Source organism: Faecalimonas nexilis, assembly GCF_059731825.1.
The window spans coordinates 1,121,011-1,137,771 of sequence record NZ_AP029189.1; the positions used below are offsets into that span (position 1 = coordinate 1,121,011).

General features: G+C 38.8%; 15 protein-coding genes and 1 pseudogene. All 16 read left to right on the forward strand.

The genetic code is table 11. The features are described from left to right. Window positions 1–130 precede the first annotated feature (130 nt). The 16 genes and pseudogenes from AC6I5B_RS05550 to tnpB all read left to right on the forward strand — a co-directional run bounded on the left by AC6I5B_RS05550 (window position 131) and on the right by tnpB (window position 16,715). On the forward strand, window positions 131–1,528 hold the full coding sequence (locus AC6I5B_RS05550) for an MFS transporter (RefSeq protein ID WP_390424157.1): 1,398 nt from the start codon (window positions 131–133) through the stop codon (window positions 1,526–1,528). A gap of 352 nt (window positions 1,529–1,880) precedes the next feature. Next, window positions 1,881–2,681: an AraC family transcriptional regulator gene (locus AC6I5B_RS05555; RefSeq protein WP_118659964.1), complete on the forward strand. Its 801-nt coding sequence runs from the start codon at window positions 1,881–1,883 to the stop codon at window positions 2,679–2,681. A 156-nt stretch (window positions 2,682–2,837) separates the two neighbouring features. Next, a complete protein-coding gene (locus tag AC6I5B_RS05560) occupies window positions 2,838–3,650 on the forward strand; it encodes an HAD-IIA family hydrolase (RefSeq protein WP_118659966.1) in 813 nt (270 codons plus the stop codon). Window positions 3,651–3,797: 147 nt separating this feature from the next. Next, a complete protein-coding gene (locus tag AC6I5B_RS05565) occupies window positions 3,798–4,490 on the forward strand; it encodes a winged helix-turn-helix domain-containing protein (protein ID WP_412363538.1) in 693 nt (230 codons plus the stop codon). A gap of 53 nt (window positions 4,491–4,543) precedes the next feature. Beyond that, window positions 4,544–4,684 (forward strand): hypothetical protein, encoded by a 141-nt coding sequence (locus tag AC6I5B_RS05570; protein ID WP_158580426.1) that lies wholly within the window; start codon window positions 4,544–4,546, stop codon window positions 4,682–4,684. Window positions 4,685–5,186: 502 nt separating this feature from the next. Beyond that, window positions 5,187–5,621, forward strand: coding sequence for a helix-turn-helix transcriptional regulator (locus tag AC6I5B_RS05575; protein WP_118659970.1), 435 nt, complete (start codon window positions 5,187–5,189; stop codon window positions 5,619–5,621). A 536-nt stretch (window positions 5,622–6,157) separates the two neighbouring features. Beyond that, window positions 6,158–8,121, forward strand: a pseudogene (locus tag AC6I5B_RS05580) (ATP-dependent DNA helicase). A gap of 161 nt (window positions 8,122–8,282) precedes the next feature. Beyond that, window positions 8,283–9,401, forward strand: coding sequence for a tyrosine-type recombinase/integrase (locus AC6I5B_RS05585; protein ID WP_117559407.1), 1,119 nt, complete (start codon window positions 8,283–8,285; stop codon window positions 9,399–9,401). A gap of 18 nt (window positions 9,402–9,419) precedes the next feature. Beyond that, window positions 9,420–11,396 carry a tyrosine-type recombinase/integrase gene (locus AC6I5B_RS05590; RefSeq protein WP_117739179.1) on the forward strand — a complete coding sequence of 659 codons (1,977 nt, stop codon included), beginning with the start codon at window positions 9,420–9,422 and terminating at the stop codon, window positions 11,394–11,396. Beyond that, window positions 11,393–12,886: a tyrosine-type recombinase/integrase gene (locus tag AC6I5B_RS05595; protein ID WP_117739178.1), complete on the forward strand. Its 1,494-nt coding sequence runs from the start codon at window positions 11,393–11,395 to the stop codon at window positions 12,884–12,886. The genes AC6I5B_RS05590 and AC6I5B_RS05595 overlap by 4 nt, the downstream gene beginning before the upstream one ends. Beyond that, window positions 12,876–13,301, forward strand: a complete 426-nt coding sequence (locus tag AC6I5B_RS05600; protein ID WP_226969289.1) for a DUF6262 family protein — start codon at window positions 12,876–12,878, stop codon at window positions 13,299–13,301. The genes AC6I5B_RS05595 and AC6I5B_RS05600 overlap by 11 nt, the downstream gene beginning before the upstream one ends. A 39-nt stretch (window positions 13,302–13,340) precedes the next feature. Beyond that, window positions 13,341–13,715 (forward strand): DUF6262 family protein, encoded by a 375-nt coding sequence (locus AC6I5B_RS05605; RefSeq protein WP_029730553.1) that lies wholly within the window; start codon window positions 13,341–13,343, stop codon window positions 13,713–13,715. Between the two features lie 215 nt (window positions 13,716–13,930). Further along, entirely contained in the window at window positions 13,931–14,323 is a 393-nt protein-coding gene (locus tag AC6I5B_RS05610; RefSeq protein WP_497773660.1) for a DUF6560 family protein, read from the forward strand. Then, a complete protein-coding gene (locus AC6I5B_RS05615; RefSeq protein ID WP_497773661.1) occupies window positions 14,324–15,985 on the forward strand; it encodes an RHS repeat domain-containing protein in 1,662 nt (553 codons plus the stop codon). A 110-nt stretch (window positions 15,986–16,095) separates the two neighbouring features. Continuing rightward, on the forward strand, window positions 16,096–16,509 hold the full coding sequence (tnpA, locus tag AC6I5B_RS05620) for an IS66 family insertion sequence element accessory protein TnpA (protein ID WP_172590409.1): 414 nt from the start codon (window positions 16,096–16,098) through the stop codon (window positions 16,507–16,509). Then, entirely contained in the window at window positions 16,503–16,715 is a 213-nt protein-coding gene (gene tnpB, locus AC6I5B_RS05625; protein WP_497773347.1) for an IS66 family insertion sequence element accessory protein TnpB, read from the forward strand. Before tnpA ends, tnpB begins: the two co-directional genes overlap by 7 nt. Window positions 16,716–16,761: the final 46 nt, after the last annotated feature.

Sequence of the window (16,761 nt, forward strand, 5' to 3'; positions counted from 1 at the left end):
CTGATTGTAATGTAAAGTCCGGATATACAGAGCAATCAGACAAAATCAGAGAAAAAAACAGAATTAGATATCATACGGTTAGCCATATTGAGATTCTAAGTGCGATGAAGATGAGGAGCAAAGAAATTCGATGGAAGAAAAAAAGTATTTGAAATGGTATAACAAAATTGGATACGGATCAGGTGATATTGCAGGTAATGTAGTCTATGCGTTCCTGACATCTTTTATGATGGTCTATCTGACGGACTCAGTAGGACTTGCTGCAGGTGTCGTGGGTACCCTGATTGCCGCATCAAAACTATTTGATGGTTTTACGGATATATTTTTTGGATCAATGATTGACAAAACACACAGTAAAATGGGAAAAGCGAAACCCTGGATGCTATACGGATATATTGGTTGTGCCATTACGCTGGTCGGCTGCTTTGCAGTACCGGTCAGCTTGGGAACAACGGCTAAATATGCATGGTTCTTTATTTCTTATACACTGTTAAATGGTGTGTTTTATACAGCAAACAATATTGCTTATTCAGCACTCACGTCACTGATTACAAAGAACAGCAAAGAGCGTGTACAGATGGGATCTTACCGTTTTATTTTTGCATTTTCAACAAGTCTTCTGATTCAGGCGATTACAGTTGGATTTGTAGATAAATGTGGTGGAGATGCTGCGGCATGGAGAACGGTTGCTATTATCTATGCAATCATTGGTCTGGTCGTAAATACGATTTCAGCACTTTCTGTTAAGGAACTTCCGGAGGAAGAACTTAATGAAGGAGAAGTAAAGAATGATAATGAAAAGTATGGAATGGTACAGGCATTCAAGCTTCTTGTTAAAAACAAATATTACATGATGATTTGTGGAACATATATTTTACAACAGTTATATGGTGCCATGATTGGAGCTGGCATTTATTACATGACATGGGTACTGAAAAATAAGAATTTGTTTGGACAATTTGCATGGGCAGTAAATATTCCACTGATTATTGCCCTGATTTTCACACCGACATTAGTTGGTAAGTGGAAAGGTATGTACAAACTGAACTTAAGAGGTTACGTCTTAGCAGTCATCGGTAGAGCACTTGTTGTTGTTGCCGGATATATGGGCAGTGTTCCGCTGATGATGGCATTTACAGCTCTTGCAGCCTTAGGACAGGGACCATGGCAGGGAGATATGAATGCAGTTATTGCATCCTGCTCGGAATACACTTATCTTACACAGGGAAAGAGAATTGACGGTACGATGTATTCTTGTACATCTCTTGGTGTAAAGATCGGTGGAGGTATTGGAACAGCTGTTGTTGGATGGATGCTTGAGTTCAGCGGATATGTTGGAACAAATGCAACTCAGCCACAGTCCGCACTTGATATGATGCAGTTTATGTATCTGTGGCTTCCGTTAATCTTTGATGTATTGATTATGTTTGTACTTTCAAGAATGAATGTAGAAGATGCAAATAAAAAACTGAAAGCAGAAAAAGGAATTACTGCAGATGAAGTAACAGATGCATCAGACATGAATTAGAATCAACAGGAAAAAGCGTTGTCTGGTTGGTGTTCGATGAGACAGTGCTTTTTTCTTTATATAAAGTGATAGAACTGTCTTTTGAAAATAAAAAAGGACCACTTCATTTTTGTGAAATGGTCTTAGAAAAAATGTTCTGTTTTCACAAAATAGTCCTTTTAGTATTTATACATGGTATGGATGTTCAAAATATTCAGCGTAGAATACTAAAAGGTCATTCAGATATTTTTTAAGATTGCTCATTTGTAATTCCTCCTTTCCTTATTTACAAGTTTATTATAAGATAGGTGTAAAAGGATTGCTTGCCAAATCGAAAGAAGATATAGACAAATGTTGCAAAGGGGAGTATTTCATGCAGTTAAAATATGTTGACACAAAAGAGGAGATCATAGCAATAAATAGGAAATCAAAACATATTGAACCACATCTTCATAATGCACTGGAGATCGTTTGTGTAACAAATGGAGCATTAGAACTTGGTGTCGGACAGGAACTATACCATATGGAAAAAAGAGATATAGGCTTTGTATTTCCAGATGTTATTCATCACTACCAGGTACTGACACCTGGTGTAAATAAAGCGACTTATCTGATCGCATCGCCATTTACGATTGGTAAATTTGCAGATATCATGCAATCCATGGCTCCTGAATATCCAGTCATCAAAGCGGAAAAGGTTGAACCAGAGGTATATAGGGTTATCAATGCGATTTTAGAGACAGAGCAGTCGGATATTACTATTGCACAGGCATATCTTCAAATTGTGTTGGCACGCTGCATAGGAAAATTAAATTTGGTAGAAAAGAGTAATGTGGGGAGCAACGATCTTATTTACCAGACAGTTTCCTATATATCAGCAAATTTCAAGAAGAAGTTTTCGCTGGAAGAGATGGCAAAAGACCTGGGCGTGAGCAAATATGTTTTATCCAGACTCTTTTCCAAAACATTCCATAGAAACTTTAATCAATATCTTAACGATGCAAGGTTGAACTATGCATGTCATCGCTTGGAAAATACGAGCGATTCTATTACAAATATTTGTCTGGATAGTGGATTTGAAAGCCAGAGAACGTTTAATCGGGTATTTAAGGAAAGATACAAAATATCGCCGAGTGACTATCGGAGTACATGTGTGAAGGATATGCTGTCATAAAATGTTCTGCAGATAGAAAAATTTACTTTGATTTCACGCCGTTATGCATTTGATTTTGTGCATGGATGATACAATGTTAAAATGGTCGTAGAAAACAGAGTTTTCTGAAGTGAAAGAACAAGGCATACTCTAAAGAGAAAGAAAGGCAGGACATATATGAATATGGGAAAATCAGTAATTGATTTTAATGAGAAAAAAGGATTTATCTGTGATATGGATGGTGTGATTTATCATGGCAATCAGATATTGCCAGGTGTTCCAGAATTCATCCAGTGGTTGCATGATGAAAAGAAAGAATATTTATTTTTGACAAATAATAGTGGATATACACCACGGGAATTAAATCAGAAACTAGCAAGGATGGGACTTGATGTGCCAGAAGAACATTTTTATACCAGTGCATTGGCAACAGCTGCATTTTTAAAAGAACAGGCGGCAGGCTGTTCGGCATTTGTGATAGGAGAAGCCGGTCTGTTAAATGCACTTTATGATGTAGGTATCACAATGAATGATGTAAATCCGGATTATGTTGTTGTGGGAGAAGGACGATCATATTCGTTGGATACATTAACAAAAGCAACGAATTTAGTTCTGAAAGGTGCAAAGCTGATCGGAGCAAACTCAGATGTTTCCGGACCGATTGAGAACGGCATTGCTCCTGCTTGTCGTGCATTGGTTGCACCTATAGAAATGGCAACAGGTACACAGGCATATTTCTGCGGAAAACCGAATCCACTAATGATGCGAACGGGATTAAATATGCTTGGATGTCACTCAGCAGAAGCAGTAATGGTTGGGGATCGCATGGATACAGATGTGATTTCAGGTATGGAAAGTGGTATGTCTACAGTACTGGTTCTCTCAGGATGTTCAACGAAGGATACACTTAAAACTTATGCGTATCGTCCAACTATGGTTTTGAACGGTGTGGGGGATATTGCTGCGATGGCAAAGGCAAAAGCAGAGTAATATTGAATTATTAGAATTGTATTAGACTATATGTGAGAGAAGTCAAACTAAAATAATCAATTAGATGAAAGCGGGAAAAAGGCGGTGGATTGATTTCACTGTCTTTTTCTGATTTAAAAGTGAAGAAACATAAGAGAAGGACTGCAAATGGAAAAAGTATTAATTGCTGCGGATGAGGTGGAAAAGTGGAAACATCTTTATGAAGGGTTGAAACACAAATGGGTATGTACGATGGTTGATTTTGAGGTATTTGAAAAATTTCATGCAATAGCTGTTTATGACGCAGTATTAATGCTTCTGAGAAAAGATAATGGATTGTTAGGAAAGTTGATATGGGAAGTCAGACAGTACAGCAGAGCTCCAATTATTGTAGTAGTGCCGGGAATCCATACAATAAAGAAATATATTGAATGGGGTGCGGATCTTGTATTTCCGCATCCATCTGTCAGTCTGATTAATATTTATTTGTATTCTTTACTCAGGCGTTCTGATATTACATGGAATATTGGAAAAGAAAAGGAACGAAAAGATATTATCCGAAGAGGGAAGCTTTTAATCGATTGGCGTTACCACGCTGCTTTTTGGGAAGATCATCAGCTGAAAGATTTGAATGGACGGGAGATTGCCTTCCTTTACTTACTTGCAGATGCACCAAAACAAGTAGTGAAACATGAAATTATTTTTGAACGATTGTGGAGGGGACCTTATAGAGCAGATTCTGCCAATATGATTTGGTGCTTTGTACGCAGACTGAGAAAAAAGCTGGAAAAGTCCGATCCGGAAGCTGTAAAGATGATTCAGAGTATACGGAAGGTAGGTTACTATTTGGATATAGGCTAATATTAAATGGAATATGCTAAAGGTAGATTATCGGATCTGTTTTAGCAGAAAGTGTGCAGAAGAGCATTGACAAGAAAAGCTATGGAGATTTGGTGATGGTAACTGTAAAAGTGGAAAAGAATCATTCTGGGACGTATGAGCTGTCTGAAACCGAAAGAAGCAAGCTGGAGACAGCAATGTTTCCAACAGAATAACTGAATATCGAAGAAGTGGACTGCCGGGGGTAAAATCCTGGCAGTTTTTATATCAAAGTATGCAAGAAAAGCCGCCAGTGGCAGGTTCTCTGTATGAAGGCTCTGAAGATGATTTAGAGAATGTGAGATAATTCCGAAGGGACGAAAGAAGGTGAGAAAGTATTTGGATATTAACGGACTCAGAAGAAATGTCGAAAGATGTCGGATAATGCGAAAAATGACTGTTAAGTGACTGGTATATAACACGGTTTTGACAGCCTTTTTTTATATACTTTTCTTTGTGGTGTTTTAAGAAGAGGTATAACAAGGAGAAGAATTATATTTGCATCAAAGAAAGTGCTTAAGACAACAAAATGGGAATAAAAAGCAAAGTGTTGTGATCGAACTGGTTGCAGCACTTTTTTATTCGACATTTTTCGAGAATTGTGGGACACCACATATTCGGTCACCGCCATGCTCCGATTTGATTTCTATACGAAAAATCAGATCGGAGGAAAGATAAATGACTTATAACAAGACAAGTGAAGAACGAAAGTGGAATTATTGGAAAGAACAGGAAGAAAAGAAACTGCGTGAACTGGGAATGGAAGAAGAGAAGATCCAAAAGCTGCGTCAGATGGACCGGGAAGATTTTCTGGAAGAGCGCAGATACCGGGAACATCTGGGTGAAACGATGCAGGATATGGATTCCATAAAAGAAAAGGACAGCGAGCTGTTTGCAAGGGATGTAAAGGAGCTTCTGGATCACATAGGTGATAAGCGAATCTATGAACTATTGAAGGAAACGGAGCATCAGACATTGGAAATCCTCTTACTCAGTACGTGGGGATATTCGGGAAGAGAAGTTGCTAAGATTATGGGAATGGCAGAACAGACGATTTATACCAAAAGAAACCGTTTGAGAAAAAAATTAAAAAATTTATCAAAAATTGAATAATTATGGCGCTTTTCGTCGGCTATTTAATAGGCAGGTAAATTTTGCCAGTGTACTTTGACAATCTCATACCAGCATTACAGGTACGTTCCCGTAAGTAGAAGCGTGGCAGGAAGACGCGAGGACAGATGAAAAGGGCATGGAAGAAATCAGACCAGAAAGTGAGAGATGGAGTTCTTTTGTGGCGTTTTTGTTTCGAGCGAATCATCTTTAACTGAAACAAAGACCGTGGCGGTCTTTTGCGAGGATCACTTACGAGGGGATAATGATACATAGGAACTGCCAGTGAGCAGGGGATGGACTTTGGGTTGTAATCAGCAAGACCTTTAGAAAATCCATGAGCGGTGCGATGCCAAGCATCCGCCTGTAATGTTCCCGTAAGGCAAAGGGGGGAGTCGAGGACAAATACAATGCCAAAAATCAAAAGTATAAGAAATCAAGGAAGAATGTGTCGTTGATATCAGATACATGCGGCTGTAGGGAGTATTCCTTTACAGCCGTATTGATGTGGTATCAGCAGACATATCAGGTAACAAACTATGTATTACAGAAAAGAGTATTTGAAAAGAGCACATCGGGAAATTGATACGATCTTCCGGGTGCTGTTCCCGGAACATGGGATGGCAGTAAGGGAAGAACAGATTCTGTTATGCCATGAAATGCTGGATAACCTGCTGGGAAGAAATATAGCACTGTGTGACGCAGGTGTCGGTATCGGGAAAACGTATGCCTATCTGGTGGCCTGTGTTCTGATGAGAAAGTATTCTCTTCTTGCAGACGGATATTCCCCATACGAACAGCGTCCGGTTGTGATATCTACTTCCAGCATTGCACTCCAGAAAGCAATTCTTACGGAATATATCCCTTTTCTCTCTCGGATTCTTCAGGAGAACGGGACAATTCAGGCGCCGATCAAAGCAGTCATCCGCAAAGGGAAAGAGCATTTTGTCTGTGATGAGAGATTAGAGCAACGAATCGTTGCAATCAAAGAGAAAAATAAAAATGCATTGCAGAAAGAAGCACTGCTGTCTCTGAAAGAACACTACGATATGGATGAAGTGTCCGGATTAAGTGGATTTGACAGAAGGATGGTAAGCGTACCAAAGTTCTGTTCAAGGGAATGCCCGAAAAAAGGTTCCTGCAGGTATCAGCAGTATCTGGAACATTCCAGAGATGATGAAATGTTCATTCAGATCTGCAATCATAATTATCTGCTGGCAGATGGCTACCACAGACTGCAGGATTACCGCCCGTTACTAAAAGACTACCGGGCATTGATCGTAGACGAAGCACACAAACTGCCGGATGCGGCAAAGCAGATGTTCGGGAAGAGCCTGTGTTATGATGATATCCGGGAGATCTGTTTTTATCTTGGGAAAGAATATCAGGGACTGGAGATAAGAAAACTGTCCGGGACGATCCGGATGGTGCTGGATGTGATAGGAGAAAACCACAGAACCAGATACGGGGTAAAAGAAGAATTTTACATGACAGAAGAGTGTGACATGTATTTATATGAAGGGATACAGACCATGAATAAGATCATAGAAAAATTAGAAAAGAAGATTCCGAAGTGGATCAGAAACAAGCTGGAAGAAACCAGAAGTGTGCTGGAATGCTTTTTCCATCAGGATAAGAAGTATGTGCTACATTTGAAACAGGATCGGGAACATCGGATCATATTGTGTGCCTCCAGCAGACGGATTCCACAGTATCTTGACCAGATGTTGTGGAGCAGAGGAATGGGAGCAATCCTGACAAGCGGAACATTAAAAACCGGACAGGGATTTGCCCATATCCGGAAGATGATAGGATTACAGAAAGTGCAGAGGGTACGTGAATATGTGGCAGACTCTCCATTTGAATATCAGAGGAACTGTCTGTTATATCTGCCAAAAGATCTGAAAAAGTGCAGAAGGGGAAGTCAGGAAGAAGCAGAGATGATAGCGGACCATATCCATTCGTTAATCTGTTCGACTTACGGACATACACTGGTGCTGTTCACATCCTATCACTTGATGGGAAATGTATATCAGATGTTGCGGGATGAGATCCCTTTCCCGATGATCGAGGTGTGGAGACATTCCCCGGAAGAAATCACGAGATTTAAACAGACAATGCGGTTCTTTTCGCAGCTGGATCCTGCTGGGAAGGAGTAGACTTTCCCGGAGATATGGTATCTTCGTTAATTATTGTAAAGTTGCCGTTCGCTGTTCCAGATCCCATCAGTGAGGCTCAGAAGAAAGAATATGATTGTCTGAAAGATTACATTCAGGCAGTGGTCGTTCCAGATATGCAGAAAAAACTAAGGCAGGGGTTCGGACGTGCGCTCCGCACAGAGACAGACACCTGTGTTGTGACCATCTTAGATGAGCGTGCAGGAGAAGACGGAAGATATCATGAGGAAGTGATGTGTGCACTTCCGAAGTGTAAGATGGCAGAAGACATCAAGGATGTTCAGCGTTTTATCAGAAACCGGAAGGGTGTGGAATATTACCTGTAAATGCCCGTGGTTTTGCTACAATAACAGCGAGTTTACGACGAAATGTTTGGTGGTATTTCTGGGGTGTTTTCGGTGGAATTGGTGGTATTGCTGAATAGCTATTTGAACATGAAGTGGGTATACTGTGTATAGCGTTAGAGATTTAGAAGGAAGGTACTAATATGGCAAAATATATCGTAGAAATGCAGATGGATAAACAAGAAAAATTTTATTTTATTCGAGAAAACGAAAGCGGAGATATTGTATATTTACCTTCTAAATATCTAATGCATAAGAAAAGGTCAAAGATATCACCGAATACCATACAAAGAAGTGCCTTTGCATTATCTTATTATTTGAATTTTCTGGATGAAAAGCAACTTTGTTTGGATGATATTTATCAAATGAAATATATTGAACAGCATGAACATTTTACAGATTTCCTGATTTGGTTAAAAGCTGGTATGCATAGCAGGGAAGATTATTTAAAACTTCCTAATAATGAGACATGCAATGCATATTTAAAAGAAGTATTTAGATTTTATACCTTTATGGAGCAGGAAAACAAGCATTCGGAAAGCTTGAAGGTATTATCAGATACGCAAATGATTGTGCGAAATTCCATCGGTATCAGAAAAGTATTGAATAGGAAGAGTTTTCGAGGATATTTAAAAGAAAAAGGACATCAAGGAAAAACCATTGAGCAGGACAAGATTGTAGTGTTGTTGCAAGAATGTGCAAACAGCCGCGATCAGGTTCTGCTTTTATTATTAGCAGAAACAGGCTTTAGAATAGGGGAACTCTTAGGTGTACGATACGCAGAGGATATAGACTATGAGAAACATATAATATATGTCAACTTTCGAGATGATAATGAGAATGGGGCAAGAGCTAAAAACGCAGAACTTCGAAGAGCCAAAATCAGCGACGCAACATTTGATATTTTAATGTTTTATATTGAAGACTATAAGGAACTGATTATAGGACAGGAATATTTATTTATTAATGTCTCAGGTGATTACGTTGGAAAGCCTTTTAAGGGAAGTGGAGTATATGCCATGTTACGCAGATTGGAGAGAAAGACGGGAATTAAAGCATCTCCACATATGCTCCGGCATTATTTTGCAAATGCAAGACGAAAAGATGGATGGAAATTAGAAATGATTAGTCAAGCACTCGGGCATCGGAATATCGAAACGACTATGAAATATCTGAATATAACAGAGGATGAACTAATAGAAGTCAGTGATGCTTTTTATAACAGGCATCAAGCAATGTATGGTGTTCAGAATTTGTTATAAAAAAGAGGAGGCGATCAAGTGTCTGCAATTCGATTGCTGCAAGCAGAACGCAAGGAAGAGATACAGCATCTTCACAGGCAGTTTATGTCAGGCGGAATATTGCAGAGAGAATTATGGGAAGAAGCAGAGAAATTCCTTATCCAAAGAGAAATCTATGATGTGATTTTAGCAGAAGAACAAGATTTGCGGGAATACAAACAAACTTTGTTGGATAGTGGGAATTATACGAAAAAGCAGGTGAAAGAGCAGTCATCCGCATTACGGAAGATACAGAAGTATTGGATAGAAACAGAATATGGAGAGCTACTCTTAGAAATCCGAGAAAGCCAAGTGTCAGATGAGGCATTGAAGGGAAACATCAAACGGTTTCTAATCCGGCAGGGAATACATCATATCAAAGAGATTGATTATACGGTACGAAGCCGTTATGAAGCAGAACTGAAAAAAATGTGGGATGAAGCGAGTGTGATGAGATATTTAAAGGTTTTCGATCATATCAAGCAGTATAGTATCCAAAAAGAAATAGAAAGTCTGCCGGGAAGAATCGAACACCGGAGGAAATATCAAGCACAGGTTGTATTCCTGCCATACTTACCAGATTTGGAGTTGGTTAAGGATTTTGAATATGTCCGAGATAAACAGGAACTGGTGTGGGATTTTTTTAGAAGAGCATCTGAAAAATTAAAAAAGCAGGTTTTTCTACTATTGAATTATATTCTAGATAATTTGTATCGAGACGATCCCAAAGAGAGAAGAGTTCGCTATTTATTGCCATTACACTGGTTATATGATTTTTGTGTGGAGGAAGAGATTGATGATCTGGAAGGATTGGAATTAGAACAGATCCAACGATTTGAGAAAATCGTGGAACAGAAAGTGGTCAATGTGAAAAACTCTATGCAGATTATTGACAATAGTCGGAAAATCTTATTTTTAACAGCACCAGAAATTCATTGGCATGCCAATGTGTGGTATATGGAACGCTTTCACCTGTCAGAAGATCGGCTTAACCCAAGCAATCCAGTACAGCGATTGAGTTTTATAGAAGTGACTAACAAAAAGAATCGAGAATTGTTACAGGAATATGCCAAATATCATGTTGGAATTGGTGGACTGACGATAGCAAATATCCGAGGACAACTATATGAGGTAAAAAGACTTCTGGAATATTTTAAGGAAGAAGAATCCATTTGTCAGGTAGATGAAAATCAATTGGATGACTATTTTAGGAAACTGGAAGAAAAGGATACCAAAGATGATACATTCAATAAAAGAATTGTGCATTATATAAAATTTTATCAGTTTTTAAATGTCCGAGGATATATGAAGGAGATACCCTTTAAACCGGAGTATTACCTGAAAAAGACATATCCAGAGCATCATGACAGAACGGTGGAAGAAAAAGTTTATATGGAAATCCTGCATAAGCTGTATGCATTTCCGCTAGTTCCAAGATTGATATTTTTACACTTGTGGTGTACTGGATTGAGAATCAGCGAAGTGTGTACGTTAAAAGGGGATGCATATTACTGGGATGGAGAAGATGCATGGTTGAAAGTCTATCAGATCAAGATGAAGGCAGATAAAATGATACCAATACCGCTTGTGATGTATAGAATCATGCGTAAGTATATTGAGCGTGAACACATTCGTCCGAAAGATTATATCTTTAAAGGGAAGGATGGTGGAGCGTACCGGGGAACAACATTCCGACAAGAGTTTCAGCAATACTGTGATAAGAATGGAATTGCAGATGGCAGTTATATCTTCAAAACCCATGACTATAGGCATACGCTGGCCACCCAATTTTATGATGAGGATGTTTCTATACAGACAATCCGAGATTATTTAGGACATTTTTCCGAAGAGATGACAAAACAGTATGTAGACTTCATGCCAAAGAGAATTGAAAAAGCAAGTGATACTTACTTTAAGAAACCGGAAAATGACTTGGCTTCTACCATTAAAGCTAAGAAGCGTGGTGAAAGAAAATGAAAAAAAGAATTTACATATATGAGCTGGACTGCTACAAGGTAGCATCCGAAGAGCAGATTCAGAGAATGCGTATCAGCCCGGAACGGTATTTTAATCTGGAAGGATTGCCATCAGAAGAACTTGCCGAAAAGTTGGAAGAATTTATATGGGAAAGAGGAAAAATGCTCGCACCGTCCAGCATGGCAAGTGAAGTGACCTATTATAATAATATTCGGGAATTTCTGATTGATCGGAAAATACAAAGCCTTGATGCCAGAGAAGAAGAAAAAATCATCCGTATGTTAAAAGGATGGATGCTGGAACGAGGATATGCTTTATCAAGCAAAAAATATCGGCCTGCATATGACAAAATAGGAATTGAAAGTCCTAGCATTGTAAGGCATATGAAAAAAATCTTGAAGTTTCTGGAAGAAGAGGATGGCAGGGATGAGCAGGAAAAAGATATCTGGACTCTTAAAAACTTCGATTTTCCTATTTATAGAAATCCAATCAAGAATACGGAAACGATTAACTTTACTAAAATTGTACAGCCAGATATTCGGGAAGAAGTAAAAAAAGTAATTTTTATGCATTTAAAATATTCCCCTTTAGGAACGATTCATAGTGAAATAGCTGCAGTAAAGCGGTTCTCAAAATTTCTTAAAAGAAAATATTTGGACATTCAATCGCTGCAGGATCTGGAACGGATGCATATAGAAGAGTATCTGATATATCTTCAGACGGAAGCACATGACCGGAAAAATTATAGATCTGACCTATATGCACTACGAAGGGTAATAGAAGATGTTGGGAATTTATATGAACGACAGTACATGAGCGAATTATTTCTGAGTAATGATTTCCCAAGTACACCAAGGCATGTATTCAAATTTTACTCAGATGCGGAAATCAAAAGATTAAACGAACACATTTTCAAAATGGATGAGCAGATATGTAGGGCACTGATTATCCATCAATTACTGGGAACGAGGATTTCAGATACGCTGACCTTAAAGACAGACTGCCTAAGCATGCGGAATAATCGATATTTTATAAGGATTGATCAGGTGAAGTCAGTCACCTATGAAAAAGCCATCAGTGAAGAAGTGGCACAACTGATTATGAAAGCAATTGATTATACAAAGGAACGGTATGGAGAAACAACTTACATTTTTGCAAAAAAAGATGATCCAACTAGGCCTTATCAATATAGCATGATTCAAAATCAGATTATGACAATGATCCGCCAGGAAGATATCCGGGATGATAATGGAGAGTTTCTGAAGTTTGGAACCCATATTTTCCGACATTGTTATGGAAAGAAATTGACAGAAATGCATGTGGATGACTGGATGATAGCTAAGCTACTGGGGCATACCTCCATATATTCGGTACATCATTATCGAAAAATTGGCAATAAACTGATGGCAGATGAAACGAGAGCTGCAAGAGAAAAAATGGACATGATCCTATTAGATATCATAGAAGGATGGGATGATTATGAAATATGATAAGATGGTAGCGATTACGCAGGCTGAGAGTCAGAGGAAGATGAATATTGCAAAAAATACAATATCTGATATGCTTAAAAATATGGAAAGAATTACCGTAGCAGAGCTGGTAAAAAGAACTGGGCTTTCTAGAGGATTTTTTTATAAAAATGAGCTTATCAGAAGAGAAATGGATGACGCAATACATAGACAGGAAGCAATTTTTAAGAATAGACATCCGGTTGCAATGGACAGAAAACTTGAAAATTCAGTAATTGAGTTGAAAATTGAATTGTTAAAAGCCAAAGCAGAGAACGAGAAATTAGCAGAACAAAATCAGGAATTGAAAAGAAAAAATGAACTGTTGCAGCAAGAACTAGAGAAATTGAATAAACGGGTCAGTAGGAAAGAAATTTCTGTTCTAAAAAAATTGTGAGAATGGTGTGGTACAAGTTTTTTGAGAGGACGATAATCTATGAAATACGATAAAATGGTCGAATGTAGTTTGGAACGTAGCAAACAGAAGGTAGAAACCGCAAAACGGGAAATTCAAGAAATGTTGGAATCAAAAGAAAAAATAACAGTTGCTGCATTGATTCAAAAAACAGGCTTTTCTAAAGGATTTTTTTATCGAAATGAAGAAATGCGCAGGGTGGTAAATGAAGCTATGCATCAACAGAGCGTAACGTATAATCCGAAACAGATTATTATTGATATGGCTATGGAAAGAACTTTAGTTAATGCAAAAACGACTATACAGGAATTGAAACTAAAAATAAAAAAATTGGAAAAAGAAAATGCAGAGTTGCGAGAAGAATTGGCAAGGGTAAGAAAAATATCTAAAGTATAAAAGGAAAAATTAAATATTTGAATTTGAATGATTCAAGGCAGAATGTACAGTAAAAAGCAAGTACATTCTGTCTTGTTTTGTATAGATATGAATAAATAAAAATACTGGCTACAAAATGCACACAACATACAAAAAGTGCAAAAAACAAAGAAAATAGACGAATGATACGTTTTGGTCTATATGGTTAAATCCAGTGTTTATAAGGCTTTTGAGGCATGAAAAAGACAGGGGCTAAATTTATGGTCGTCATTGGTGCCTTGGTTTTTGCTCAAGTAGAAAATCAGGACATCCCATTACCAATTATGGTGATTTTTATATTAGTTGTAATAATTCCGGGTTTTTTACTCATGGTAGCTCCTATAAAAGGGGTATGGGATATCATTGTAGATGGTGATGATATTACTGTGGTGAAAGCATTTATTTTTAAACGTCATTGGAAATTTTCTGATATTAGTTATGGGAAAGTGACTAGAGGAGGAATGAAAATATATGTGGAAGGGGGAAAGAAAAAAGCCTTTTTTGTAGATGGAATGTGTGAGCATTTTTCTAACTTTATGAAACGAATGGAAAAAGAAGGGAAAAATATCATATATCCTGAAGGAATGTAATTGTATACAGATGGAAAAACCGTGCACTATGGCTATGATGAGCAGATACGACTTTTCGAACTAAAAGAGGGAGGCCGGATCATCAGCTATGGGTATGATGCATTGGGCAGACTGTCAGAAATCCAAAAGGACGGACAGATACAGACAGCGTATGGATATGATGCCTTTGGAAACCGTACATGGAAAGAAGAAAATGGCGAAAGGACTTCGTACCAGTACAATATCCTCAACCAGATGGTGAGCGAAAAGCATAGAGAAGTCTGGAAAGAGTACGGCTACGATAAGAGAGGAAACCTAACCGGCATCCAAGAAAATGGGGCATGGAAAAAACAGTATGTCTATGGTGCCATCAACCGTCTGGAAGAAGCAGTGGATGCGGCAGGAAAACAGGCAAGATACCAGTACAACGGACTGGGACACCGGATAGGAAAGCAGGAAGGTGTCCTTCCAAAAGAGAAGCTGGAGAAATTGGACCCACAAAGCAGGATCGGCATGGAAATCGGAAACAGCCGGCAGATCACCTATACCCTGGACCTGACCAGGCAGTATTATAACCTTCTGGAGCGGACAGAGGAAAACCGGAGCCAGAGATACTTCTGGGACGGGAATGTGGCAGCGTATGAAGAGAATGGGGAAAGGAACTATTACCTTCAGGACGAACTGGGAAGCCCACTACGTATTGAAGATGAAAGCGGATTTACCAGAGAAACCTATGGATACGGAGCTTTTGGAGAGGATCTGTATGGGAACCAGGGAGTCTTGCAAGTGTTTGGCTATACAGGCTACCAGAGAGACAATGTAGCAGGAACCTATTATGCGCAGGCAAGAGAGTATCAGGCGGAAGTCGGAAGATTTGTTAGTGAAGATTTCGTAGGCGGAGTTACGGGACACCCTTACTCTATTAACAAGTATCAATACTGTGCTGAAAACCCGTTAGCATACATTGATCTGAATGGAAAATTTCTGATAACAGCGATTTTAGCTACAGCAGCTATTGGAGCAGGTGTAGGAGCAGGAATAAATTTAATATCGCAAGGGATAAATATTGCGAGAGGAAAACAGAAAAAATTTAATGTTGGTTCTTTTTTTGGAAGTGCTATTGAAGGCGGAATTGTTGCAGGAGTAAGTGCGATTCCGGGTGTAGGATCAGTAGCTGTAGGATTATCGGCTGGAGTTGGAGGAGGAATTAACAGTGTGTTGAAGCAGTATGGGGAAAGTGGGGAAATAGATATAGGACAGGTGGCAGAAGATGCGATGGTTAGTGGTGTTGTTGGTGGGATTGCATATAAATTTACCAGTATACGAAATGCTAAGGCAGGAAAAACACCGACTGCTCAGGAAATATCTGCAAATGCAAAGACAAGAGATGCGAGAAAAAAAGTATTAGATGAAATAAAAGCAAGTGGGAAGACTCCAAGCGGACTCAGACGAAGAGTTGATAGTTCGTATGCCTTAAAACACAAAGAATTATTAAAAAAATACGCTCAATCATCAATAGTTGGAAATAGTAAAGAACCACTTGCTAATCAGCTGGAATATGAAACTGACATATATGTAATTAAAGGGCATGCAAATATAAAAGGATATATTAAAGATATGTTAAAAGATTTTTTGCCAATAGAAAGTAAGCGCAAAATAATTCGACGGATTGTGTTGCCCTAAAAATCATTCCATAATAATCAATAGAAAATGCAAGCATTTCACTTCATCTTCTCTTGCTAGAAATGATAGATGCGAGCATTTTACTCTATCCGATTTATGGAGGTGTGCTCATGAGAAGCAAAAGAATACCTACCGAAGAACAATACCGTCTCATCATGGAATGCCGTCAAAGTGGGTTGACAGATCATCAATGGTGTGTGGAACATGACATTAAACCGGGAACTTTTTACAACTGGGTAAAAAGGCTGCGTCAGAAAGGTTGTGTGGATTTGCCAGCGTCAACCGGACGCAGCTATCGTGCACCGGAAAGCCAGGAAGTTGTCAGAGTGGATTTTCATGATACTGACCCGCTCCCATATGAACAGCCATTAAATGTGATTCCGGTAGCTACGGAAAAAAATAACCTTTCCGTAGCAGAGCCAATGAAGCTGTCTGTAGGAAGTTTGCATCTAACAATACCAAATGGAACAGATCCTCAGCTTCTGGCTCAAACGCTTCGCATTGTGAAGGAGTTGGAATGTTAGGGGATATCACAGCCGCCGATGAAATCTATATCGTAACAGGCAGAACGGATATGCGGAAATCCATTGACGGGCTGTGTGCTATTGTAGAGAATCAACTCCATATGGATCCAAGGCGAAGCGCCCTGTATCTTTTCTGTGGAAAACGTTGTGACAGGATCAAAGCTTTGCTTTGGGAATCTGACGGATTTGTGTTGTTATTAGAATAGAATTATTATTCGAGATAATCTCTTGGAAAGCCCAGAAATTAAGACT

What these genes read in the sequence shown, in the direction of transcription:
- AC6I5B_RS05550 (WP_390424157.1), top strand. Translation starts at nt 131, where the DNA reads ATGGAAGAAAAAAAGTATTTGAAATGGTATAACAAAATTGGATACGGA.
- AC6I5B_RS05555 (WP_118659964.1), top strand. Translation starts at nt 1,881, where the DNA reads ATGCAGTTAAAATATGTTGACACAAAAGAGGAGATCATAGCAATAAAT.
- AC6I5B_RS05560 (WP_118659966.1), top strand. Translation starts at nt 2,838, where the DNA reads ATGAATATGGGAAAATCAGTAATTGATTTTAATGAGAAAAAAGGATTT.
- AC6I5B_RS05565 (WP_412363538.1), top strand. Translation starts at nt 3,798, where the DNA reads ATGGAAAAAGTATTAATTGCTGCGGATGAGGTGGAAAAGTGGAAACAT.
- AC6I5B_RS05575 (WP_118659970.1), top strand. Translation starts at nt 5,187, where the DNA reads ATGACTTATAACAAGACAAGTGAAGAACGAAAGTGGAATTATTGGAAA.
- AC6I5B_RS05585 (WP_117559407.1), top strand. Translation starts at nt 8,283, where the DNA reads ATGGCAAAATATATCGTAGAAATGCAGATGGATAAACAAGAAAAATTT.
- AC6I5B_RS05595 (WP_117739178.1), top strand. Translation starts at nt 11,393, where the DNA reads ATGAAAAAAAGAATTTACATATATGAGCTGGACTGCTACAAGGTAGCA.
- AC6I5B_RS05600 (WP_226969289.1), top strand. Translation starts at nt 12,876, where the DNA reads ATGAAATATGATAAGATGGTAGCGATTACGCAGGCTGAGAGTCAGAGG.
- AC6I5B_RS05605 (WP_029730553.1), top strand. Translation starts at nt 13,341, where the DNA reads ATGAAATACGATAAAATGGTCGAATGTAGTTTGGAACGTAGCAAACAG.
- AC6I5B_RS05610 (WP_497773660.1), top strand. Translation starts at nt 13,931, where the DNA reads ATGAAAAAGACAGGGGCTAAATTTATGGTCGTCATTGGTGCCTTGGTT.
- tnpA (WP_172590409.1), top strand. Translation starts at nt 16,096, where the DNA reads ATGAGAAGCAAAAGAATACCTACCGAAGAACAATACCGTCTCATCATG.
- tnpB (WP_497773347.1), top strand. Translation starts at nt 16,503, where the DNA reads ATGTTAGGGGATATCACAGCCGCCGATGAAATCTATATCGTAACAGGC.